Origin of the sequence: Sphaerimonospora sp. CA-214678 (assembly GCF_050942215.1) — a bacterium.
GTDB lineage: Bacteria > Actinomycetota > Actinomycetes > Streptosporangiales > Streptosporangiaceae > Sphaerimonospora.
Map to the genome: position 1 here is coordinate 2057449 of NZ_CP192056.1, position 20365 is coordinate 2077813.

A 20365-nucleotide genomic window follows, 5' to 3' on the forward strand; every position below is an offset into this window, starting at 1 on the left:
ATCACCCGCGAGGCAGAGTAGGTTCGAATGGTGAGCCAATTTCCGGTCGCCCCGTTTCCCGACCTCCAGGGGTACGTCGCCCTGCCGCGTGTGGCGTCGCTGCGGCTCTCGTCCGACGGGACGCGGCTCGTGTCCGTGGTCCAGACGCTCAACCCCGACAAGATCTCGTACGGCACGGCACTGTGGGAGATCCCCCTGGACGGCGACGGCGACGGCGGAGCGGAGCCGTACCGGCTGACCAGGTCGGCGAAGGGGGAGGCGGGGGCGGTGTTCGCCCCGGACGGCGGCGTGCTTTTCACGTCGCGGCGGCCCGACGAGACGGCGGAGGACTCCGGCGACGGCGACGTTCCGGCGCTGTGGCTGCTGCCGCCGAGGGGCGAGGCCCGGCGGATCGCGGCCCGTCCCGGCGGGATCGGGGCGGTCCGCGCGGCCGGCGGCACGGTCGTCTACGCGGCCCAGGTGCTGCCGGGGGACGCCGCGACCGAGGAGGAGCGCCGCAAGGCACGCAAGGAGGCCGGGGTCAGCGCGATCCTGCACGAGGACTACCCGGTCCGCTACTGGGACCACGACCTCGGCCCGGACCGGACCCGCCTGTTCGCCGCCCCCGCCCGCGATCTGGACGCCGCGCGTGACCTCACCCCGGAGCCGGGCGGGGCGCTGGACGAGCACCTGTCGTTCGACGTCACGCCCGACGGCTCGACGGTGGTCACCACCTGGCGGGTTCCGATGCCGAAGGGCGAGCTGCGCTGGGAACTGGTCGCCATCGACGTGGCCGGCGGCTCCCGGCGAACCCTGGCCGCCTCCGGCTCCCACGACTTCGGCGGGCCGGTCGTGGTTTCGCCCGACGGACGGCACGTCGCGTGCGTGCGGGAGCGGCACGGCACCGAGGAGGTGTCCGTGAAGGCCGAACTCTGGGTGGTCGAGCTGGCCACCGGCGAGGGCCGGGCGCTGGGCGGCGAGCCCGGCGACGAGCCGTTCCCCTCCGCGATCGCCTGGGCGCCGTCCTCGAAGGAGATCTTCTTCGCGGCCGACCACCGCGGCCGCCGCCCGGTCTTCCGCGCGGACGTCGAGTCAGGAGCGGTGACGCGGCTGACCCCCGACGACGGGTCCTACCTGGAGCTGTGCCCGGCTCCCGCCGGCGCACCGCACGAGGGTTCCGTCTACGCCCTGCGCAGCGCCGTCGACTCGCCGCCCGGGCCCGTGCGGATCGCGCCCGACGGCTCGGTGACCGAGCTGCCCTCGCCCACCCCGCGGCTCGACCTGCCCGGCACGCTCACCGAGGTCGAGACGACGGCCGAAGACGGCACCCCGCTGCGTGGCTGGCTGGTCCTGCCTTCCGGGGCTTCGGCGGAGGATCCCGCGCCGTTCCTGCTGTGGATCCACGGCGGGCCCATGGCGAGCTGGAACGACTGGAGCTGGCGCTGGAACCCGTGGCTCATGGCACGGGAGGGCTACGCCGTGCTCATGCCGGACCCCTGCCTGTCCACGGGGTACGGCCAGGCGATGATCGACCGGGGCTGGGGAGACTGGGGACCGGTCACCCACGCCGACCTGATGACGATCACCGACGAGTGCCTCAAGCGCCCGGAGGTGGACGACCAGCGGATCGCGGCGATGGGCGGTTCTTTCGGCGGCTACATGGCCAACTGGGTGGCCGGGCACACCGACCGGTTCCGTGCCGTCGTCACCCACGCCTCGCTGTGGAACCTCGACCAGTTCGCCGGGACGACGGACGCCTCGATGTACTGGCAGCGGGAGTTCGGCGCCCCCGGATCGGCCAGGTACGAACGGCTGTCGCCGCACCGGTCGCTGCACGCCATCACCACGCCGATGCTCGTGATCCACGGCGACCGGGACTATCGGGTGCCGATCGGGGAAGCTCTGCGGTTGTGGTGGGATCTGCGGCGGTCGGAGGTGGAGTCGAAGTTCCTGTACTTCCCGGACGAGAACCACTGGGTGCTCAGGCCCGGCAACATCGTCGTGTGGTACCAGACCGTGCTGGGCTTCCTCGGGCGCCATGTGCTGGGTGAGACGAGCGACGAGGAGGGGGATGGGCGCGATGGCTGACAGGGACGCGCTGCTGGAACTGGCGGTCTCGATCGCGCGGGAGACGGGCGAGATGCTCCTCGCCAAGCGCCCCGCCCGGCCGGAGGTGCTCGCCACCAAGTCCAGCCCGACCGACGTGGTGACCGCGCTCGACCGCGCCGCCGAGGAGCTGATCCGCGCCCGGATCCGGCAGGCCAGGCCGCAGGACGCGATCCTCGGCGAGGAGGGCGGCGAAACGCCTGGCCTGAGCGGCCCGAGTGGGGAGGGCGCCCCGGGCCCGAGCGGTGCGAACCACGTCAAATGGGTGGTCGATCCGATCGACGGCACGGTCAACTTCCTCTACGGCCTACCGGACTGGGCCGTCAGCATCGCCGTCGAGGTCGACGGTGAGATCGTCGCCGGGGTGGTCCACAACGTCCCCCGCGGTGAGATCTTCACCGCGGTCAGGGGCGGTGGAGCCTGGCTGGCGGGTGAACGGCTGCGGTGCAACACCGGCGTCCCGCTGGCACGGGCGCTGGTCGCCACCGGCTTCGGGTACGGCGCCGAGCGCCGCCGCGTGCAGGCCGAGGTGCTGGCCCAGGTGGTGCCGAACGTCCGGGACATCAGGCGCGCCGGCTCATGCGCCGTCGACCTGTGCTCGGTCGCGGCCGGGCGGGTCGACGCCTACTACGAGCGCGGCACCAACTACTGGGACTGGGCCGCGGCCGGGCTCATCGCGGCCGAGGCCGGAGCGCGCTTCGCCGGTCTGAACGGCAAGCCCGCCAGTCCGGAACTGACGCTGTCCGCCGCGCCCGGGCTGTTCGAGGAACTGCATGATCTGCTGGCCCCTCTCGACCCGGAACGCGGCTAAGGGGGTGCCGGGCACCCCCTACAGCGACTTCTGCTCGGCGACGCGTGGTCAGCGCTGGAACCGGATGCCGTGATCTTCAGCGAGGCGCCGCAGGTCCTCGATCTCGGCGGTGAGGGTGTCGGCGAGGAAGTCATCGCCGCTCGAGGTGGCCTCCTCGAGACCCTTGTAGGCCTGGTCGAGCCTGGAAGCGATCGTGGTCGTGAACTCGCCCATCTCACCTTCTCTCTCAAGAAACGAACCGCCGGTCGGGGACAGGACGCGCATCTCCCCAACCAGGCAAATGGGATGTGGCGCCATCCCTACCCACGTGCACCCACATCTCAAACCATCGAATTCGTGTGCTCTACGTCACGTAGAGTCGAGGAACCGGCTTACCAGCGGCTTACGTCGAACATGGCCAGAATGTAGACGTCGTTTCCGGCTGAGGAGGTCCTTGATGCGCGTTCTTGTGGTGGAGGACGAGCGGGTGCTCGCCGATGCGATCGCCACCGGACTCCGCCGTGAGGCGATGGCCGTCGACGTCGCCTACGACGGCGCCGCCGCGCTCGAGAAGATCGGTTACATCGACTACGACGTGATCGTCCTCGACCGCGACCTGCCCAAGGTCCACGGGGACGAGGTGGCCCGGCGGCTGGTCGCCCAGCGATCGGCCTCGCGGATCATCATGCTCACCGCCGCCGGCGACGTCGACGACAAGGTGGAGGGGCTGGAGCTCGGAGCCGACGACTACCTCGCCAAGCCGTTCGTGTTCATGGAGCTGGTCGCGCGGGTGCGCGCGCTCGGCCGGCGCTCGGCGCCGCCGCTGCCGCCGGTGCTGGAGCGGGGCGGCGTCCGCCTGGATCCCGGCAAGCGGCTCGTCACGAGGGACGGCCGGGGGGTCGCGCTCACCAAGAAGGAGTTCGCCGTGCTGGAGGAGCTGATGCGCGCCGAAGGCGCGGTCGTCAGCCAGGAGGACCTCCTCGACAAGGCATGGGACGAGCACATCGACCCGTTCACCAACGTGGTGCGGGTGACGATGATGACGCTGCGCAAGAAGCTCGGTGAGCCCCCGATCATCGAAACCGTCCCCGGGGTCGGGTACCGGCTGTGAGCCGCCTCCAGGCATCGCCGCCCCCGCCCAGTGGCCCGCCGGCCTGGGACGGCCCGCCGCCCGAGGCCGCCAACCCCATGCAGCGCAATCTCATCGACGAGATCAAGGCGCTGCAGGGCCGGATCAGCATCCGCTGGCGGCTGACGCTCACCTACGCGGCCCTGGTGTTCGCCGCCGGCGCGCTGCTGGTGATGGCCATGTACGTGCTGGTCGGCCAGGCGATCGACATCGGCTGGCAGGGCGTGCGGTTCATCCTGCCCAACATGCCGCAGGACCTGATCGACCAGCTCAACGCGGAGTACGCGAAGTGGCAGGCGGAGATCACCGCCGCGGCGCGGGGCGAGCTGCTGAAGCGGTCGCTGCTGACGCTGTTCGGCGTGGGGATCCTCGCGCTCATGCTGGGCTATGTGGTGGCCGACCGGGCGCTGCGGCCGGTCAAGCGGATGACGGTCACCGCGCGCAGGCTGTCGGAGACGTCGCTCGCGCACGAGCGCATCGACCTGCAGGGGCCGGACGACGAGCTCAAGGAACTGGCCGACACCTTCGACGCCATGCTGACCCGGCTCAACACCGCCTTCGACGCGCAGCGGCGGTTCGTCGACAACGCCTCGCACGAGCTGCGCACCCCGCTGGCCATCAACCGGACGGTCATCGAGGTGGCCCTGTCCGATCCGGAGGCGTCCGAGGACCTCAAGGTGCTGGGCCGTACGCTGCTCGGCACCACCGCGCGCAACGAGCGGCTGATCGAGGGGCTGCTGCTGCTCGCGCGGAGCGACCGCGAGCTGTCGGTGCGCAAGCCGGTCGACGTCCGGGAGGTCGCCAGGACCGCGGTCGAACAGCTCACCCCGTTCGCGGCGGAGGAGTCCGTCACGGTCGAGCATGACCTGCGGCCCGCCCCGGCGGTGGGAGATCCGGTGCTCCTCGAACGATGCGTCTCCAACCTGGTCGAGAACGGCATCAAGCACAACTCCGGTCCCAATGGAAAAGTGTGGGTCCGCACGGGAATGGTCGGCGGGGGCGCCGTTGTTCAGGTCGCGAACACGGGACCGCACGTGCCCGCGTACGAGGTGGAGAGCCTGTTCGAGCCGTTCCGGAGACTGAACTCCGATCGGGTACAGTCCGCTCGCGGCGCCGGTCTCGGCCTGTCCATCGTGCGCGCGATCGCCCGTGCGCACGGCGGCGTGGTCACCGCGGTCCCGCGGGACGGCGGCGGTCTCGTGGTCACGGTGCGCCTTCCGGAAAGCGGGACGGCCGTCGGCGCCCAGCAGTCGGCGCGCTGATGGCGCGCGCACGCCGTACATGTGGTTGGATGTGCCGTCGAGCGCGATGGGGTCTTACCCTCGATACTGTGGTTTTCGCCATATTTGGCTAACTGTGGCCTCGTGTGGAATACCCCTCGCGTGCCGGGAGGTTCAGGGTTCGCCGAAGCGGGTACCGATTGCACGATTTCCGGGCCCCCGCGGGCACAACCACGGCCTCTCAAGCGTTGAAGACGCGCGACGCAGGCGCAGACGGATAGATGAGGGGGATGGAGCACGCCAATGGCTACCGATTACGACAGCCCGCGCAAGACCGACGACGACCTGAACGAGGACAGTCTTCAGGAACTCCAGGCTCGGCGCAGTGACAAGTCGTCGGGCAGTATCGACATCGACGAGACGGATCTCGCCGAGTCGCTTGAGCTGCCGGGGGCGGATCTGTCGAACGAGGAGCTCTCACTCCGGGTGATTCCTCGGCAGGCGGACGAGTTCACGTGCTCGCGCTGTTTCCTGGTGCACCACCGCAGCCAGTTGGCCTCGGAGAAGAACGGCCAGCAGGTCTGCCGCGAGTGCGCGGCCTGAGTTGGCAGACCCTGAGGAGGGTCCGTTGAGTCCCGAATCGAAGGACGAGGTCGCCGACCTGGTCGGCAGGCTCGTGGCCCCTGAGGAGACGGATGGGGCCGAGCGGCGTCGGCTGCTCGGCCGCCTCAGTGAGGCGCTCGCGGAGTCCGCTCGCAGGGTGGGGAAGAGGGGACGGGGCCGCTGGCTGGCGGACATGTTCCTGAACATCGCCCCGCGGTTACCGATCAGGGACTACGCGACGCTGCGAGAGCATCACTACGGCCTCGTCGGCGAGCAGCTCGCCGACGACCTCGTCCGTACCGCGGCCAAGGCGACGATGGCGGTAGGCGCGGTGGGGGGAGCGCTCGCCGCCGCCGAGTTCGTCGCACCACCCCTCCTGCTGTCCGCCCCCGCCCAGCTCGTGGCCGAGACCCTGGTCGTCGCCGCCATCGAGGTGAAGCTCCTCGCCGAGCTGCACGAGGTGTACGGCGTGTCGATCCCGGGCAACGGCACCCAGCGCGCCACCGCGTACACCATCGCCTGGTCCAGGCAGCGCGGCGTCAACCCGCTCGCCCCCGGATCCGCCACGCTCGCGCTCGGCACGGCGGCCAAGACGGCGCTGCGCAACCGCCTGATGCGCACGCTCGGCAGGCATCTCACCACCCTCGGTCCTTTCCTCACCGGCGCCGTCGCCGGCGGCGCGCTGAATCGGGCCGCGACCCGTAAGCTCGCCCAGGCCGTACGCGCCGATCTGCGGCGTCAGCTTCTGCCGCCGCCCTGACCCCGCGGCCAGATAGCCCAGTGTCACCCGATTGGTCTAAACCACACGGCGTCGGCCGTGACCTGCGGTGAGATCATTCTCACACCCTCTTTGTGAGTTTCCCTGCTTATGGGTGGGTATGGGCGCTATTTGGTGCCTTTCGTATGGTAGGTACCAGGCGACCCTGGAGGGGCTCAATGCGCAGCACCAGCTCATTTCTGATCGTCGCAAACCGGCTTCCGGTCGATCGCGTGGGTGAGAAGGAGTGGCGGCGCAGCCCGGGTGGGCTGGTGACCGCGATCGCGCCCGTCATGCAGCGGCGCGACGGAGCGTGGCTCGGATGGACCGGCGCGGCGGGGGAGGAGCTCAAGCCGTTCGACGACGACGGCATGCACCTGATCCCGGTTCCCCTGTCCCAGCGTGAGGTCGAGCTCTACTACGAAGGCTTCTCCAACGCGACGCTCTGGCCGCTCTACCATGACGTCGTCGCCACCCCCGTGTACTCGCGGGTGCTGTGGGACGCCTACCGCGCGGTCAACGAGCGCTTCGCGCGGGCCGCGGCCGAGGCCGCCGCGCCCGGCGCCGTGGTGTGGGTGCAGGACTACCAGCTGCAGCTCGTGCCCGCCATCCTGCGCAGGCTCCGGCCCGACCTGAAGATCGGGTTCTTTCTGCACATCCCGTTCCCGCCGGTCGAGCTGTTCTACCAGCTGCCCTGGCGCAAGGAGATTCTCGAAGGACTGCTGGGGGCCGACCTCGTGGGGTTCCAGCGGCCGGGCGGCGCCTCCAACTTCGTCCGGCTGTGCCGCCGCCTGCTGGGGCTGCAGAACTCGCGCAACGAGATCCACGTCGACGGCCGGGTGGTCCGGGCCGAGGCGTTCCCGATCTCGGTGGACTTCGGCGAGCTGGACCAGCTCGCCCGCGATCCGCGCACCCGGCTGCGGGCCAAGGAGATCAGGGCCGAGCTCGGCGATCCCGAGCACCTGCTGCTCGGCGTCGACCGGCTCGACTACACCAAGGGGATCGGCCAGCGGCTCAAGGCGTTCGGCGAGCTCCTCGCGGACGGCGCGGTCAAACCGGGGGAGGCGGCGTTCGTACAGGTGGCCACGCCCACCAGGGAACGCGTCGCCGAGTACGTCAAACTGCGGGGCGACATCGAGCTGAGGGTCGGCCGGATCAACGGCGAGCACGGCGTACTGGGCACACAGCCCATCTCCTACCTCCACCAGTCCTACCGGAAGGACGAGCTGGCGGCGCTGTACTGCGCGGCCGACGTCATGGTGGTCACGCCGCTGCGCGACGGAATGAACCTGGTGGCCAAGGAGTACGTCTCCTGCCGGCACGACATGCGGGGAGCGCTCGTGCTGAGCGAGTTCGCCGGGGCCGCCGACGAACTGCGTCAGGCCTTCATGGTCAACCCCTACGATATAGAAAGCATGAAGCGGGCCATGCTCGCGGCGATGCGGGCCACGCCGCACGAGCTCGCGCGCCGGATGCGCTCGCTCAGGCGCAGGGTGGCCTCGCACGACGTGGACAAGTGGGCCGGGAACTTCCTCGCGGCGCTCGAGTCCCCGTCCGCAGGCTCCAGGCCGGATCCGGCCTGACGCGCGCCGGAGTGCGCTGAACCGCGCTCAGAGGGCGTCCTTCGCGGCGGCGTTCTTCCAGGAGCGCCACTTCTTCGCGGCCGTGCGCGTCGCGACGATCCTGGCGACCTCCATGCCCAGCCCCATGACCACCGCGTAGGCGACCGCCTCGCCGAGGCTGATGTCCGGTGAATCCGCACTGGCCGGGGGCTTCTTGCCGGTGGTCTTCTCCCAGGCGAACCCGAGCACCTTGCGCGAGGCGAACCCCACGGCGAGCCCGATGAGGCCGCCCAGGATGCGCCACTGCAGGTCCGGCTTGTCAGCGCTCTTGTCGTCCGACATGATTCCTCCTCAGTCCGACCCTATCCGCCGGCGCCGTGCCTACACGCCGTACGGCGCATGGACGGCCTGCCCGGCACCACCATGCCGCTGTTTTGAACCGGTAAAAGGGGTGCGCGCACGGAAGAGGAACGTGCCAGTCTGGACGTGTGATCTCGCATAAGAGGCGTCAGACCGATGGCGTGCCCCCGGTGCTCGCCACCTTCGCCGCGTGGAGCTGGCGACTGCTGCTCATCGGCGTGCTGATCTACGTCCTGGCGCTGATCATCGGCCGGCTCAGCTTCGTCGTCCTGCCGGTGGCCGTGGCGTTCCTGCTGACAGCGCTGCTGCACCCGCTGACCCGCCGGCTCAGGGCCACCGGGCTGCGCCCGATCTACGCCACCTGGATCACCATGCTCCTCGGGCTGGCGGTCATCGTGGGCGTCGGCTTCATGATCGGTGTGCGGGCGAACGAGGAGTTCCCCCGGCTGGTGGAGCAGATCCAGATCACCGCCAGGGGCGCGCAGGACTGGCTGCTGCACGGACCGCTCCAACTGAAGGAGGCGCAGCTCGCCGACATCGTCGACGAGCTGGGCAAACAGATCAACGAGCGGCGCACCGAGATCACCGGCACCGTCCTCACCGGGGCCACCGCGGTCGTCGAGGTGCTCGCCTCCATCGTCCTGATCCTGTTCGTCACGTTCTTTCTGCTGAAGGACGGCGACCGGATCTGGGCCTGGTTCCTGCGCGCGTTCGGCAGCGCCGCGCCCCGGATGGACCGGGCCGGCCGCGCCGCCTGGGTCACGATCTCCCAGTACGTGCACGGCACGGTGGCCGTGGCCGCGATCCACGGGTTCATCATCGGAGTGGTCCTCGCCGGGATGAAGGTGCCCCTGTGGGCGCCGCTCGCGGTGCTGATCTTCTTCGCGAGCTTCATCCCGGTCGTCGGCATCTTCTTCGCCGGCGGCATCGCCACGCTCGTGACCTTCGGATCACAGGGCTGGGTGTACGCGTTGATCTTCGTGGGGATCCTCGTGGTCGAGCAGCAGCTGGAGAACCACGTGCTGCAGCCGTTCATCGTCGGACGGGCCCTCGCCTTCCACCCCCTGGCGATCATCCTCGTGCTCGCCGTCGGCGGTGTGCTCGGCGGGATCGCCGGAGCCGTGGTGGCCGTTCCGCTGACGGCGGTCATCTACCGGGCACTGCCCGAGCTGCGCCGGGACCCCGGTGAGCCGATCGCGGAACCCCCTCCGGAGCCCTCGCCGGGGGCCCCCGCCGCGCCGCCCGCGCCACCTCCCGCCGGGCCGTCCGGAGCCCCTCCCGCCAAGGAGGCCGCGGGGAAGGTGTCACAGCGACACAGGGGGTAGGAACCTGGCGGGCACGCCGGTGCGGGTGCTCGCAAATAAACGCCCAGCGGTGGCGGTAGGGTCTTGCGACATGAGTGTGGAGGTGCTGATCCAGCGGCTCGATCCCGAGCTTCCGATACCTACGTACGCGCACCCGGGCGACGCCGGGGCCGATCTGTACGCGGTGCGGGACGTCGAGCTGCTGCCGGGGGAGCGTACCGTGGTCGGCACCGGCGTCGCGATCGCGCTGCCCGACGGGTACGCCGCGTTCGTGCATCCCCGCTCGGGACTCGCGGCCAGGCTCGGAGTGACGCTGGTGAACGCGCCCGGCACGGTCGACGCCGGCTATCGCGGCGAGATCAGGGTGACGCTGATCAACACGGACGCCAAGGACGCGGTACGGCTCCGGCGGGGCGACCGCATCGCCCAGCTCGTCGTCCAGCGGGTGGAGCGGGCCGCCTTCCACGAGGTGGATCGGCTGCCCGGCTCGGCCCGCGGCGCGAACGGCTTCGGCTCCACCGGGGCCTGAAAGCCCGCAGACATCCAAGGAGTGTGAACGAAGTGTTCCGACGTCGGCGACGCGCGGAGGAGGAGACGGCACCTGTCGTCGCGGAGGTCGAGGAGCGGCCCGCCGCCCCCACCCGGACATCGGGTCCGTGGGACGCGCAGGAGTCCTACCCGGAGGCCGAGCGGGTGGACCTCGGCGGACTGCTGCTGCCCGTCGGCCCGCGCTTCGAGATCCAGCTCAGCGTGACCGGGGACCACATCGACGGGGCGATCGTCCTGGTCGAGGAGAGCGCCCTGCGGGTGCAGGCGCTGGCCGCGCCCAAACGGAGCGGGATCTGGGACGAGGTGCGCACGGAGATAGCGCGGGAGGTGACCGCGGCCGGCGGCATCGTCCAGGAGCAGGAGGGGCCGTTCGGGGCCGAACTGGCCGCGAGGGTGCCGCCGGCGCCGGGCGAGACGCCCCAGCCGGTCCGCTACCTCGGGGTCGACGGTCCCCGCTGGCTGCTGCGCGCGGTGATCAGCGGCCGGGCGGCTCTCGACACCACGGCCGCCGAGATCCTCGAGAACGTGGTGCGCGACATTGTGGTGGTCCGGGGTGACGAGCCGATGCCCCCCAGGGAGACCATCCACCTGCGGCTGCCCGCCGAGGCCCGGCAGGCCATGGAGCAGCAGGCCATGGAGCAGCAGGCCATGGAGCAGCAGGCCATGGAGCAGCAGGCGGGTGCGCAGGAGTTCCGGCCGTTCGAGCGTGGTCCGGAGATCACCGAGACCAGGTGACGTATCCTGCCAGCGGAGGTGAAACCGATGGGCACGCCGGAGCCCGCCGAACAGGGCGGTCTGCGCGGCTTCTTCCGGTGGCTGACCAAAAGTCAGGCCGAGTTGGAGGCCGAAGAGCTCAGGGAGGACACGGGGCGTCAGGGCGCGACGCCCATCGCCTCATGCGACGATCGGCGGCGCTTCCGCGTCGCCGGAACCCTTCGCACCGTCACGCTGCGGCCGAGGGGCGGTGCCCCTGCCCTCGAGGCGGAGTTGTACGACGGGTCGGACGTGATCGACCTCGTCTGGCTCGGCCGACGTAGAATCGCCGGAATCGAGCCGGGCCGGGTGGTACGCGCCGAAGGCCTGGTCAGCGTCCAGGATGGCCGTAAGGTCATGTTCAATCCGCGCTACGAGCTGCGCCCGGCTGGTGGCCAGTGATCTACCGGGAGACCGTATGAGTACAGCGGACATGGCGGCCGCCCCGGCTGCGCACGCAACCGTCGAGGCGGCCGTCCGTGCCCAGCTGTCGAAGGCGCTGGGCGGCAAACGCGGCATCGTCGAGGCGGCCGTCCCCACGATCTTCTTCACCGGCATGTGGATCGCCACCCACGATCTGAAGACGTCCTTGATCGTCAGCATCGCCTCCGCCGTGGTCCTGCTGCTGATCCGGCTGGCCCAGCGCACCACCCCGCAGTTCGTGCTCAACAGCCTCCTCGGCATCGGGATCGGCGCGTTCTTCGCGATGCGGTCGGGCGATGCCAAGGACGTGTTCCTGCCCGGGATCTACTACAACGCCGTGTACGCGGTCGTGATGCTGGTGTCGATCGTCGCCCGCTGGCCGCTGGTGGGCTTCCTCATCGGCTCGGTGACCGGCGACCCGACGGCCTGGCACCGCGACCCCGGGCTCGTCCGCCTCTGCTCGCGGCTGACCTGGCTGCTGATGCTGCCGTGCCTGGTCCGGGTGGTGGTGCAGCTGCCGCTCTACTGGGCGGACCAGGTCACCGCGCTGGGCATCGCCAAGATCGCGCTTGGCTGGCCCCTGCAGGTCGCGGGGCTCGCGGCCATGGTCTGGGTGCTGGCCCGGGGCCGTACGCCCATACATCAACCGGCCGATTGACACCCGGCCCCGGGCCGATCACGGTTCAGTGGCCGGACGACAGCAGGCGGGCGAGCCGATGCTCGACCTCCTGGTTGGCCACGAACAGCAGCTCGTCGCCCGCTTCGAGCGGGTCGTCCGCGGACGGTACGAGGACCCGGCCCTCGCGCAGGATCGCCACGAGAGCGGCGTCCTCCGGCCACGGAACCGAGCCGGTACGCTGACCGACCACCGGCGCGTCCTCCGCCAGGGTCAGCTCCACGAGGTTGGCCTGCCCCTGGCGGAAGGTCATCAGGCGGACCAGGTCGCCCACGCTGACGGCCTCCTCGACGAGTGCCGACAGCAGACGCGGCGTGGAGACCGCGACGTCGACCCCCCATGACTCGTTGAACAGCCACTCGTTCTTCGGGTGGTTGATGCGGGCGACCACGCGCGGCACGCCGTACTCGGTCTTGGCGAGCAGCGAGACCACCAGGTTGACCTTGTCGTCGCCGGAGGCGGCGATCACCACCTGGCAGCTGTTCAGTCCCGCCTCGTCGAGTGAGGAGATCTCGCACGCGTCGGCGAGCAGCCACTCGGCCCGCGGCACGCTCTCGATCTGGATCGCGTGCGGATCGATGTCGATGAGCAGGACCTCGTGCCCGCTCTCCAGCAGTTCCGCGGCGATCGAGCGGCCGACGGCACCGGCGCCGGCGATCGTGACCCGCATCAGTACTCCTCGTCCGAAGGCGGCGCCGACAGCATTGCGTTGATCCGGTCCATGTCGCTCTCGGCCGCGACCAGGTGCAGGATGTCGCCCTCCTGGATCACGGTGGAGTCCCTGGGCACGAGCGCCTCGCCCATCCGGTTGATGAACGCCAGCCGGGCGCCCGTGGCGCCCTCGGCGGTCCTGGCCCGCACGCCGATCCAGCCGGGGTGGAAGGCCACCTCGGCGAGGATCACCTTCCCCGTGGTGTCCCGCCACAGGGGCTCGGCCCCCTCGGGGAGCACCCGGCGCATGATCTGGTCGGCGGTCCACCGGACGGTGGCGACGGTGGGAATGCCCAGCCGCTGGTAGACCTCGGCCCTGCGGGGATCGTAGATGCGGGCCACGACGTTCTCGACGCCGAACATCTCGCGCGCCACCCGGGCGGAGATGATGTTGGAGTTGTCGCCGCTGCTCACGGCGACGAACGCCGCCGCCGACTCGATGCCGGACTCCTCCAGCACGTCGCGGTCGAAGCCGACGCCGGTCACCCGGCGGCCGCGGAACCCGGCGCGCAGCCGACGGAAGGCCTGCGGTTCGCGATCGATGATGGCCACGGAGTGGCCGTTGTCCTCGAGGATGTGGGCGAGGGTCGAGCCGACCCGGCCACACCCCATGATCACAATGTGCATGGTCACCCGCCGTCGATGGTGGCGGTCTCCTATTGGAGACAGTATGTCGCGCCGTGCGTCATCACGTGCGTCCGGCACGACACCGGGCATTAGGCTCTCCAGTCGTGTCCAGGGTGACGGATCTCGTCAAGAGGCTGCTCGTGGGCCGGGCGCTGCGCAGCACCCAGCTCCATCATCAGCTGCTGCCCAAACGCCTGGCGCTGCCGGTCTTCGCCGGTGACGCGCTGTCGTCGGTCGCCTATGCCCCGCAGGAGATCCTCGTCATCCTGTCGATCGGCGGGGTGGGTCTCTATGGTTTCGGCCCGTGGGCGGCGGCGGGGGTCGTCCTCGTCATGCTCACGGTGGTCGCCTCCTACCGGCAGAACGTGCACGCCTACCCGAGCGGCGGCGGTGACTACGAGGTCGCGACGACCAACCTCGGGGCGAACGCCGGCCTGACCGTGGCGAGCGCGCTGATGGTCGACTACGTCCTGACCGTCGCCGTCTCGGTCGCCAACGGGGCGGACTACGTCGGCGCGACCATCCCCTTCGTGGCCGAGCACCGGCCGACGGTGTCGATCGCGATCGTCGTCCTGCTGACCATCGTCAACCTGCGCGGCATCAGGGAGTCGGGCGTCGCCTTCGCCGTTCCCACCTACGCCTTCATAGTGGCCGTGCTCGGCATGGTGCTGTGGGGGCTGTTCCGGCTCCTCGTGCTCGGCGACCGGCTGCACGCGCCGACGGCCGACTTCGAGATCGTCGCCGAGCAGGCGGACGTCGCCGGGTTCGCGATGGCCTTCCTGGTGCTGCGCGCGTTCTCGTCCGGGTGTGCGGCGCTGACGGGGGTCGAGGCCATCAGCAACGGCGTGCCCGCCTTCCGGAAACCGAAGAGCAAGAACGCCGCGACGACGCTGCTGATGATGGGCCTCATCGCGGTCACGATGTTCAGCGGGATAATCTTCCTCGGCCTCAGATCCGGCGTGAAGCTCAGCGATCCGGCGACCACCGCCAGCCACATCCTGATCCACGGCCGGCCGGCCGGCCCCGGCTACCACCAGCAGCCGATCATCGCGCAGGTCGCGTCGGCCGTCTTCGGCGGCGGCTCGCTCATGTTCGTCGTGATCGCGGCGGTGACCGCCCTGATCCTGTTCCTCGCGGCCAACACCGCCTTCAACGGCTTCCCCGTGCTCGGGGCGATCCTCGCCCAGGACCGATACCTGCCGCGCCAGCTCCACACCAGGGGCGACCGCCTGGCGTTCAGCAACGGCATCATCATCCTCGCGGCCGGGGCCTGTCTGCTGATCTGGGCGTTCGACGCCGACGTGAGCAAGCTGCTCAACCTCTACATAGTCGGGGTGTTCGTCTCGTTCACGTTGAGCCAGATCGGGATGGTCCGGCACTGGACCCGCCACCTGAAGACCGAGACCGACCCCCTCACCCGGTTCCAGATGATGCGCTCCCGGCTCATCAACGGCTTCGGCGGCTGCATGACCGGGATCGTCCTCGTCGTCGTCCTGCTGACGAAGTTCTCCCACGGCGCGTACATCGTCTGCATCGCCATGCCGACGCTCTTCCTGATGATGAAGGGCATCCGGCATCACTACGACCGGGTCGCCGAGGAGCTCACAGCACCGGAGGAGGGCGAGATCGACGAGTCGATGCTGCCCGCGCGCAACCACGCCATCGTGCTCGTCTCCAAGATCCACAAGCCGACGCTGCGCGCGCTCGCGTACGCGAGGGCGACCAGGCCGTCGAGCCTGGAGGCCGTCACGGTCGCCGTGGACGCCGAGGAGGCCGCCGAACTGCAGGAGGAATGGGACCGCCGGGGCGTGGCGGTGCCGCTCAAGATCCTCGACTCGCCCTATCGGGAGATCACCGGGCCGATACTCGACTATGTCAAGTCGCTGCGCCGCCGTTCGCCCCGCGACGTGGTGACCGTCTACATTCCGGAGTACGTGGTGGGCCGCTGGTGGGAGCATCTGCTGCACAACCAGAGCGCGCTGCGGTTGAAGGGGCGACTGCTGTTCAAACCGGGTGTGATGGTGACGAGTGTGCCGTGGCAGCTCGCCTCCTCCGACCGGCTGAAGGGCCGGCGCGAGCCGATGGGGCCCGGCGCCGTCCGCCGGCGCTATGGAGCAGGCCGGGACGAGCATGTGAAAACAGGAGGAGGTCGTGATGCCGGTTGAGCTCACGGTGGGAAACGTCGCCAACGGCGGCTGGTGCGTGGCCAGGCACGAGGGCCGGGTGGTGTTCGTCCGGCACGCGCTGCCCGGTGAACGCGTACTCGCCGAGATCACCGAGGAGACCGCGCGCTTCCTGCGTGCCGACGCGGTCGAGATCCTGGAGGCATCGCCCGACCGGGTGACGCCGCCCTGTCCGTTCAGCGGCCCCGGTCGTTGCGGCGGGTGCGACTGGCAGCACGCCTCGCTCGACGCGCAGCGCAGGTTGAAGGCCGACGTCGTCGCCGAGCAGTTGCGCCGCCTCGCCGGGATCGACAGGAAGGTCGTGGTCGAGGAGGTGCCGGGTGCGGGGGAAGACGGCCTCGGCTGGCGCACCAGGGTGCAGTTCGCCGCCGACCGGGACGGCCATCTCGGGCTGCGCCGGCACCGCTCGCACGACATCGAGTACATCGACGCCTGCCCCATCGCGCATCCCGCGGTGGAGAAGGTCGGCGCCGAGGTCCGCAACTGGCGCGGCGCCGAGGCCGTCGAGGTGGTGGCCTCCTCCGGCGGGGACAACGCCGTGATCGTACGGCCCGAGCCGCGCCGGCGGGTCGCCGTACCGGAGGTCGAAGCGGCCGTCCTCCTGGACGAGGGCAGGCGCGGCACCCGGGCGCTGCGGGGGCGTGCGACGCTGACAGAGCGCGTCGGAGGCCGCGACTTCCGGGTGACGGCGAGCGGCTTCTGGCAGGTCCACCCCGGTGCGGCGACGACCCTGCTCGACGCGGTGCTCACCCTGGGGCTGCCAGCGCCGGGGGAGTGGGCGCTCGACCTCTACTGCGGCGCCGGGCTGTTCGCCGCCGGACTCGCCGAGGCGGTCGGCCCGGAGGGCGCGGTGCTCGGCATCGAGTCCGAGGCGCAGACGGTGCAGGACGCCCGGTGGAACCTGCGCGATCTGCCTCAGGCCCGGGTCGAGCGGGGCAGGGTCGAGGAGGCGCTCGACCGGCTGGAGATCGAACGCGCCGATCTCGTCGTCGCCGACCCGCCGCGCGCCGGGCTCGGCCGCGCCGTCGTCGACCGCGTCGCCGAGTTGCGGGCGTCCCGCGTCGTCTACGTGTCCTGCGATCCGGCCACCATGTCGCGGGACATCGCGTGGTTCGCCCCGTACGGCTACCGCTTGGCCGATCTGCGGGCATTTGATCAGTTCCCGATGACCCACCATGTGGAGTGCGTCGCGCTGCTGGTCAGAGACTGAAACAGGTTCGCCTTGGTGCCGGGTGGCGGAACCGGGAATCGACCCGAGGTCATCCGGGCAGGCCGGAGAGGGTGCGGACGACGGAGATCGGCGGTTGCGCGCCGCGTGTCGACAGCCAGGCCAGGCCGTGCCGCGTGCGGAAGGCGGCCAGCCGCCTCGCCTCGGCCACCCCGAGATCCCGGGGGCCGGTCAGCACGGGCGTGAGGGCGATCCGCCGCCAGATCGAGGTGCCGGACACGTTCAGCACGCGTTCCAGTTGCCTGTGCGCCGATCGTACGGCCGCCGCCATCCCCTGGAGGCCGCGGGAGGTCGGAACGAGCAGGTTGACGGTGTCGATCTCCGCGCCCGCGGCCCGCACCGCCCGGAGCATGCTCGCGTCCGCCGGGGCGATGCCGTACTCGGTGGCGGACAGGGTGAAGGTGATGCCGATCGGCCGGCCCCGGTCGCGTGCCTCACGCTGCAGCCGGGCGATGGCGGCCGCGCGGCGGCGGGTGGCCGCCGAGTCCGCCGAGTCGTGGACCTCGAAGTCGAGACCGGCCGGATCGAACGCCTCGACCACCCGCCGGTAGGCCGTGATGAGGCGGGCCTCGCTCGCGCAGGCGGCGGACAGCTCCGGTCCGTACGGCCCGCCGAACGCGATGTCGGCGTCTCCGCCGTCGGCCCGGACCAGGGCGAGCCGGTCGATGACCGGGACGCGGCCGGGCGTCGGGCGACCGGTCCATCGGCCCGCCCACCGGAGCGTGCAGCCGTCCTGTCCCGCTGTGAGGTGGCCGATCGTGTACCACCTCGCCCACGCCCTGGTGCGGTGCCCCATCGACGCGTCCACGAACTCGGTGTACGCCCGTTCGGGAGTGACCGGCAGCGGGTCGGGCGTCTCCGCCGCCGTCGAGGGCATCGCGGAGGGTGCGACCGTACGGACGGCGCCGACCTGGTGTGAGACGACCATGGGCTCGGCGGAGGTCGGCAGCAGCCAGAGCGCCAGACCGGTCCCGGTGACGAGCGTCAACGCACCCAGGAGCACCAGGGATCTGGGCGGGGTTCCCGCTTCGCGGGCCGGCCGTGTCGACTCCATGCCGACTCCACCACCCACCACGATTCGTTGTGTTCCGACTACGTAACGCACACGTTAGCAAGGAGCCGTTGAGGCGGAGGAGATAATGGGCGGATGAAATTGAGGATCTTCACGGAACCACAGCAGGGTGCGAGCTATGACGACCTGCTGACGGTCGCGCGGACGGCGGAGCGGCTGGGGTTCGACGGGTTCTTCCGGTCCGACCATTACCTCCGGATGGGCGCGGGGAGTCCGGAGCCCGGCCCGACCGACGCCTGGGTGACGCTGGCGGGCCTGGCCCGTGAGACGTCCTCGATCCGGCTGGGGACGCTGGTGACCGCCGGGACGTTCCGTCTGCCCGGGCCGCTGGCGATCAGCGTGGCCCAGGTCGACCAGATGAGCGGCGGTCGGATCGAGCTCGGTCTGGGCACCGGCTGGTTCGAGGAGGAGCACACCGCCTACGGCATCCCGTTCCCTCCGATCGGGGAACGGTTCGACCGGCTGGCGGAGCAGCTGGAGATCATCACAGGTCTCTGGTCGGCGGCCAAGCCGTTCTCGTTCGAGGGGGCACACTACCGCCTCGTCGACTCCCCGGCGTTGCCGAAGCCGGCGCAGCGGCCCGGGCCCCCGATCATCCTGGGCGGCGCGGGACCGCGTCGCACTCCCCGGCTGGTCGCCAGGTTCGCCGACGAGTACAACGTGCCGTTCCACGGCCTCGACGACACCGGGGCCGCCTACGGACGCGTGCGGGAGGCGTGCGAGGCGGTGGGCCGGGACGCGGTCACGCTGTCCGCGGCCCAGGTGGTCTGCGCCGGCCGTGACGAGGACGAGATCGCCCGCCGTGCGGCGGCCATCGGCCGGGAGGTGGCGGAGCTGCGAGTGAACGGCCTGGCCGGCACGCCGGAGGAGATCGTGGAGAAGATCGGGCGGTTCGCGGAGATCGGCGCGGAGCGGATGTACCTCCAGGTCCTCGACCTCGGCGATCTGGAGCACCTGGAGCTGATCGCGGCCGAGGTGCTCCCGCACGTCTGACCGGTTCCGGCGTCCGGCGAGGCCGTGGCCGTGAAACCCGCCGGGGTGACGCCGGCCGGTGCGGCGTCGCGGCACCGGAAGAGTGACGCAGATCACTCGAGCCCTCACCACGGAGGGGAACACGGGCCGAGACCGGAGCGTTATCTCGGTAAGACGGGACCGTTCCGCTTTGAGAGGGCTGGGGGGTGCTCTTGGAGCGGGACAGTCCCGTCTTTTTCTGCTGCCCGCGGGCTGTCCGCCCTCTTTACCGTGGCCCACGCCTTCGCCGGGGGCGTCCCGCCACCCGGGCGCGGTAGTCTCAGGGTGTGATCTTGTTTGCTGATGGGTCGCGCACTCCAGGCTCCGGTTCTGGAGACGGGGTGGGGCTGCGGGCGCTTGACATGATCGAGCGGTACGGTTTCAAGCACGCCCCGGACCGCGAGGCGGGTCTGCGGACACCGCTTCCATCCGTGGAGGCGTGACCCGGTGAAACAGGAGATTCGACCCGGCGACGGGCCGGAATTTCCGGGCCTCAGCCGTGAGGGGAGGGCCGGCTCGTCATGATGGGGCACTCGCACGCACTGAGTGGTGCTGCCGTATGGCTCGCGGCCGCGCCGGGCCTGGTGGCGCTTCCCGACGCGCTCGGGATGCCGGAGCTCGCCGCGGTGACCGGCGGCATGCTGACGCCGCCCGAGTTGATGGCGGGCGCGCTGGTCTGCGCCGGGGCGGCCATGCTGCCCGATCTCGATCACCCCAGTGCCACGATCGCGCAGACCTTCGGCCCGGTGACCTGGCTGCTCAGCAGGGCGGTCAACTTCGTCAGCGGCGGGCATCGGCACGCCACCCACTCACTGCTGTTCTCCGTGCTCGCGGGCCTGGGCGCGCATCTGCTCGCGCAGCGTCATCCGGTGGGGCGCGACATCCTCGTCGTCTTGATGATCGGGCTCGCGCTGCGGGCCGTCGGGGTCGGCGTGCCGCGCAAGACCATCACCTCGGCCGTCATCAACGTGGCGCTCACGGTGGCGACCTTCGTCGTCTTCTTATCGATGGGCGTCACCTACACGTGGCTCGGTGTCGCGATCGGCGTCGGCTGCTTCGTCCACGTGATCGGCGACTGCCTGACCGAGCGGGGCTGCCCGGTGCTGTGGCCGATCAAGAAGCGGTGGCTGCTGCCGTACGACATCGGGATCAAGACCGGGAAGACCTTCGAGAAGAAGTTCCTCGGCCCGGTGCTGTCGGTCGTCGTGCTCGCCCTGCTCTGCCTGCGGCTGATCCCGGCCTGACCGGTTACCCTAGAGTAACTTGATATCGAGATACCTCTCACGATATCTTGATATCGAGACACCTGTCCGACGTCGAGA

21 protein-coding genes are annotated in these 20365 nt (G+C 70.5%); 16 read left to right on the plus strand and 5 right to left on the minus strand.

The window, feature by feature from the left end; genetic code table 11:
• Positions 1–27: 27 nt before the first annotated feature.
• Together ACQP1K_RS09415 and ACQP1K_RS09420 are read left to right on the plus strand one after the other, a co-directional pair.
• Positions 28–2067 carry an alpha/beta fold hydrolase gene (locus ACQP1K_RS09415; RefSeq protein WP_433500481.1) on the plus strand — a complete coding sequence of 680 codons (2040 nt, stop codon included), beginning with the start codon at positions 28–30 and terminating at the stop codon, positions 2065–2067.
• Positions 2060–2896, plus strand: a complete 837-nt coding sequence (locus ACQP1K_RS09420) for an inositol monophosphatase family protein (protein ID WP_433500482.1) — start codon at positions 2060–2062, stop codon at positions 2894–2896. The genes ACQP1K_RS09415 and ACQP1K_RS09420 overlap by 8 nt, the downstream gene beginning before the upstream one ends.
• A gap of 48 nt (positions 2897–2944) precedes the next feature.
• Here ACQP1K_RS09420 and ACQP1K_RS09425 read toward each other — a convergent pair whose 3' ends face one another.
• Complete coding sequence (locus ACQP1K_RS09425) at positions 2945–3109, minus strand: hypothetical protein (protein ID WP_433500483.1); 165 nt, start codon at positions 3107–3109, stop codon at positions 2945–2947.
• Positions 3110–3332: 223 nt separating this feature from the next.
• Here ACQP1K_RS09425 and ACQP1K_RS09430 point away from each other — a divergent pair, with 223 nt between their 5' ends.
• From ACQP1K_RS09430 to ACQP1K_RS09450, 5 genes are all read left to right on the plus strand, one after another.
• Entirely contained in the window at positions 3333–3986 is a 654-nt protein-coding gene (locus ACQP1K_RS09430) for a response regulator transcription factor (protein ID WP_433500484.1), read from the plus strand.
• Positions 3983–5266 (plus strand): sensor histidine kinase, encoded by a 1284-nt coding sequence (locus ACQP1K_RS09435; RefSeq protein ID WP_433500485.1) that lies wholly within the window; start codon positions 3983–3985, stop codon positions 5264–5266. The genes ACQP1K_RS09430 and ACQP1K_RS09435 overlap by 4 nt, the downstream gene beginning before the upstream one ends.
• Positions 5267–5527: 261 nt before the next feature.
• Positions 5528–5827 carry a DUF4193 domain-containing protein gene (locus tag ACQP1K_RS09440; RefSeq protein ID WP_030505490.1) on the plus strand — a complete coding sequence of 100 codons (300 nt, stop codon included), beginning with the start codon at positions 5528–5530 and terminating at the stop codon, positions 5825–5827.
• Positions 5828–5852: 25 nt separating this feature from the next.
• Positions 5853–6587 (plus strand): hypothetical protein, encoded by a 735-nt coding sequence (locus tag ACQP1K_RS09445; protein WP_433500486.1) that lies wholly within the window; start codon positions 5853–5855, stop codon positions 6585–6587.
• A gap of 176 nt (positions 6588–6763) precedes the next feature.
• Positions 6764–8167 (plus strand): alpha,alpha-trehalose-phosphate synthase (UDP-forming), encoded by a 1404-nt coding sequence (locus ACQP1K_RS09450; RefSeq protein WP_433500487.1) that lies wholly within the window; start codon positions 6764–6766, stop codon positions 8165–8167.
• A gap of 27 nt (positions 8168–8194) precedes the next feature.
• Here ACQP1K_RS09450 and ACQP1K_RS09455 read toward each other — a convergent pair whose 3' ends face one another.
• Positions 8195–8488, minus strand: coding sequence for a DUF4235 domain-containing protein (locus ACQP1K_RS09455; protein WP_433500488.1), 294 nt, complete (start codon positions 8486–8488; stop codon positions 8195–8197).
• A gap of 146 nt (positions 8489–8634) precedes the next feature.
• Between ACQP1K_RS09455 and ACQP1K_RS09460 the strand changes: the two genes are divergently transcribed.
• The 5 genes from ACQP1K_RS09460 (at position 8635) to ACQP1K_RS09480 (ending at position 12193) form a co-directional block, all read left to right on the plus strand.
• The gene (locus tag ACQP1K_RS09460) at positions 8635–9831 is read left to right on the plus strand and encodes an AI-2E family transporter (RefSeq protein WP_433500489.1); all 1197 of its coding nucleotides are present in this window, start codon (positions 8635–8637) and stop codon (positions 9829–9831) included.
• A gap of 70 nt (positions 9832–9901) precedes the next feature.
• Positions 9902–10339, plus strand: coding sequence for a dUTP diphosphatase (dut, locus tag ACQP1K_RS09465; RefSeq protein ID WP_433500490.1), 438 nt, complete (start codon positions 9902–9904; stop codon positions 10337–10339).
• Between the two features lie 23 nt (positions 10340–10362).
• On the plus strand, positions 10363–11094 hold the full coding sequence (locus ACQP1K_RS09470) for a DUF3710 domain-containing protein (protein ID WP_433500491.1): 732 nt from the start codon (positions 10363–10365) through the stop codon (positions 11092–11094).
• Between the two features lie 27 nt (positions 11095–11121).
• A complete protein-coding gene (locus ACQP1K_RS09475; RefSeq protein ID WP_433500492.1) occupies positions 11122–11514 on the plus strand; it encodes an OB-fold nucleic acid binding domain-containing protein in 393 nt (130 codons plus the stop codon).
• 16 nt (positions 11515–11530) lie between these two features.
• Positions 11531–12193 (plus strand): DUF3159 domain-containing protein, encoded by a 663-nt coding sequence (locus tag ACQP1K_RS09480; protein ID WP_433500493.1) that lies wholly within the window; start codon positions 11531–11533, stop codon positions 12191–12193.
• A gap of 25 nt (positions 12194–12218) precedes the next feature.
• Here ACQP1K_RS09480 and ACQP1K_RS09485 read toward each other — a convergent pair whose 3' ends face one another.
• Together ACQP1K_RS09485 and ACQP1K_RS09490 are read right to left on the minus strand one after the other, a co-directional pair.
• On the minus strand, positions 12219–12881 hold the full coding sequence (locus tag ACQP1K_RS09485; RefSeq protein WP_433500494.1) for a potassium channel family protein: 663 nt from the start codon (positions 12879–12881) through the stop codon (positions 12219–12221).
• The gene (locus ACQP1K_RS09490) at positions 12881–13549 is read right to left on the minus strand and encodes a potassium channel family protein (RefSeq protein ID WP_433501527.1); all 669 of its coding nucleotides are present in this window, start codon (positions 13547–13549) and stop codon (positions 12881–12883) included. Before ACQP1K_RS09490 ends, ACQP1K_RS09485 begins: the two co-directional genes overlap by 1 nt.
• Positions 13550–13653: 104 nt before the next feature.
• Here ACQP1K_RS09490 and ACQP1K_RS09495 point away from each other — a divergent pair, with 104 nt between their 5' ends.
• Together ACQP1K_RS09495 and ACQP1K_RS09500 are read left to right on the plus strand one after the other, a co-directional pair.
• The gene (locus tag ACQP1K_RS09495) at positions 13654–15714 is read left to right on the plus strand and encodes an APC family permease (RefSeq protein WP_433500495.1); all 2061 of its coding nucleotides are present in this window, start codon (positions 13654–13656) and stop codon (positions 15712–15714) included.
• Positions 15704–16942: a class I SAM-dependent RNA methyltransferase gene (locus ACQP1K_RS09500; RefSeq protein WP_433500496.1), complete on the plus strand. Its 1239-nt coding sequence runs from the start codon at positions 15704–15706 to the stop codon at positions 16940–16942. Before ACQP1K_RS09495 ends, ACQP1K_RS09500 begins: the two co-directional genes overlap by 11 nt.
• A 49-nt stretch (positions 16943–16991) precedes the next feature.
• Here the strand turns inward: ACQP1K_RS09500 and ACQP1K_RS09505 are convergent, their stop codons facing one another.
• Positions 16992–18014, minus strand: a complete 1023-nt coding sequence (locus ACQP1K_RS09505; RefSeq protein WP_433500497.1) for a hypothetical protein — start codon at positions 18012–18014, stop codon at positions 16992–16994.
• Positions 18015–18107: 93 nt separating this feature from the next.
• On the opposite strand from ACQP1K_RS09505, the gene ACQP1K_RS09510 reads away from it, so the two are divergent.
• Positions 18108–19025 (plus strand): LLM class F420-dependent oxidoreductase, encoded by a 918-nt coding sequence (locus ACQP1K_RS09510; RefSeq protein WP_433500498.1) that lies wholly within the window; start codon positions 18108–18110, stop codon positions 19023–19025.
• Positions 19026–19564: 539 nt separating this feature from the next.
• Positions 19565–20287: a metal-dependent hydrolase gene (locus tag ACQP1K_RS09515; RefSeq protein ID WP_433500499.1), complete on the plus strand. Its 723-nt coding sequence runs from the start codon at positions 19565–19567 to the stop codon at positions 20285–20287.
• Positions 20288–20365: the final 78 nt, after the last annotated feature.

What these genes read in the sequence shown, in the direction of transcription:
- ACQP1K_RS09480 (WP_433500493.1), top strand. Translation starts at nt 11,531, where the DNA reads ATGAGTACAGCGGACATGGCGGCCGCCCCGGCTGCGCACGCAACCGTC.
- ACQP1K_RS09475 (WP_433500492.1), top strand. Translation starts at nt 11,122, where the DNA reads ATGGGCACGCCGGAGCCCGCCGAACAGGGCGGTCTGCGCGGCTTCTTC.
- ACQP1K_RS09510 (WP_433500498.1), top strand. Translation starts at nt 18,108, where the DNA reads ATGAAATTGAGGATCTTCACGGAACCACAGCAGGGTGCGAGCTATGAC.
- ACQP1K_RS09490 (WP_433501527.1), bottom strand. Translation starts at nt 13,549, where the DNA reads ATGCACATTGTGATCATGGGGTGTGGCCGGGTCGGCTCGACCCTCGCC.
- ACQP1K_RS09420 (WP_433500482.1), top strand. Translation starts at nt 2,060, where the DNA reads ATGGCTGACAGGGACGCGCTGCTGGAACTGGCGGTCTCGATCGCGCGG.
- dut (WP_433500490.1), top strand. Translation starts at nt 9,902, where the DNA reads ATGAGTGTGGAGGTGCTGATCCAGCGGCTCGATCCCGAGCTTCCGATA.
- ACQP1K_RS09455 (WP_433500488.1), bottom strand. Translation starts at nt 8,488, where the DNA reads ATGTCGGACGACAAGAGCGCTGACAAGCCGGACCTGCAGTGGCGCATC.
- ACQP1K_RS09425 (WP_433500483.1), bottom strand. Translation starts at nt 3,109, where the DNA reads ATGGGCGAGTTCACGACCACGATCGCTTCCAGGCTCGACCAGGCCTAC.
- ACQP1K_RS09505 (WP_433500497.1), bottom strand. Translation starts at nt 18,014, where the DNA reads ATGGAGTCGACACGGCCGGCCCGCGAAGCGGGAACCCCGCCCAGATCC.
- ACQP1K_RS09485 (WP_433500494.1), bottom strand. Translation starts at nt 12,881, where the DNA reads ATGCGGGTCACGATCGCCGGCGCCGGTGCCGTCGGCCGCTCGATCGCC.
- ACQP1K_RS09500 (WP_433500496.1), top strand. Translation starts at nt 15,704, where the DNA reads ATGCCGGTTGAGCTCACGGTGGGAAACGTCGCCAACGGCGGCTGGTGC.
- ACQP1K_RS09430 (WP_433500484.1), top strand. Translation starts at nt 3,333, where the DNA reads ATGCGCGTTCTTGTGGTGGAGGACGAGCGGGTGCTCGCCGATGCGATC.
- ACQP1K_RS09515 (WP_433500499.1), top strand. Translation starts at nt 19,565, where the DNA reads ATGATGGGGCACTCGCACGCACTGAGTGGTGCTGCCGTATGGCTCGCG.
- ACQP1K_RS09415 (WP_433500481.1), top strand. Translation starts at nt 28, where the DNA reads ATGGTGAGCCAATTTCCGGTCGCCCCGTTTCCCGACCTCCAGGGGTAC.
- ACQP1K_RS09440 (WP_030505490.1), top strand. Translation starts at nt 5,528, where the DNA reads ATGGCTACCGATTACGACAGCCCGCGCAAGACCGACGACGACCTGAAC.
- ACQP1K_RS09450 (WP_433500487.1), top strand. Translation starts at nt 6,764, where the DNA reads ATGCGCAGCACCAGCTCATTTCTGATCGTCGCAAACCGGCTTCCGGTC.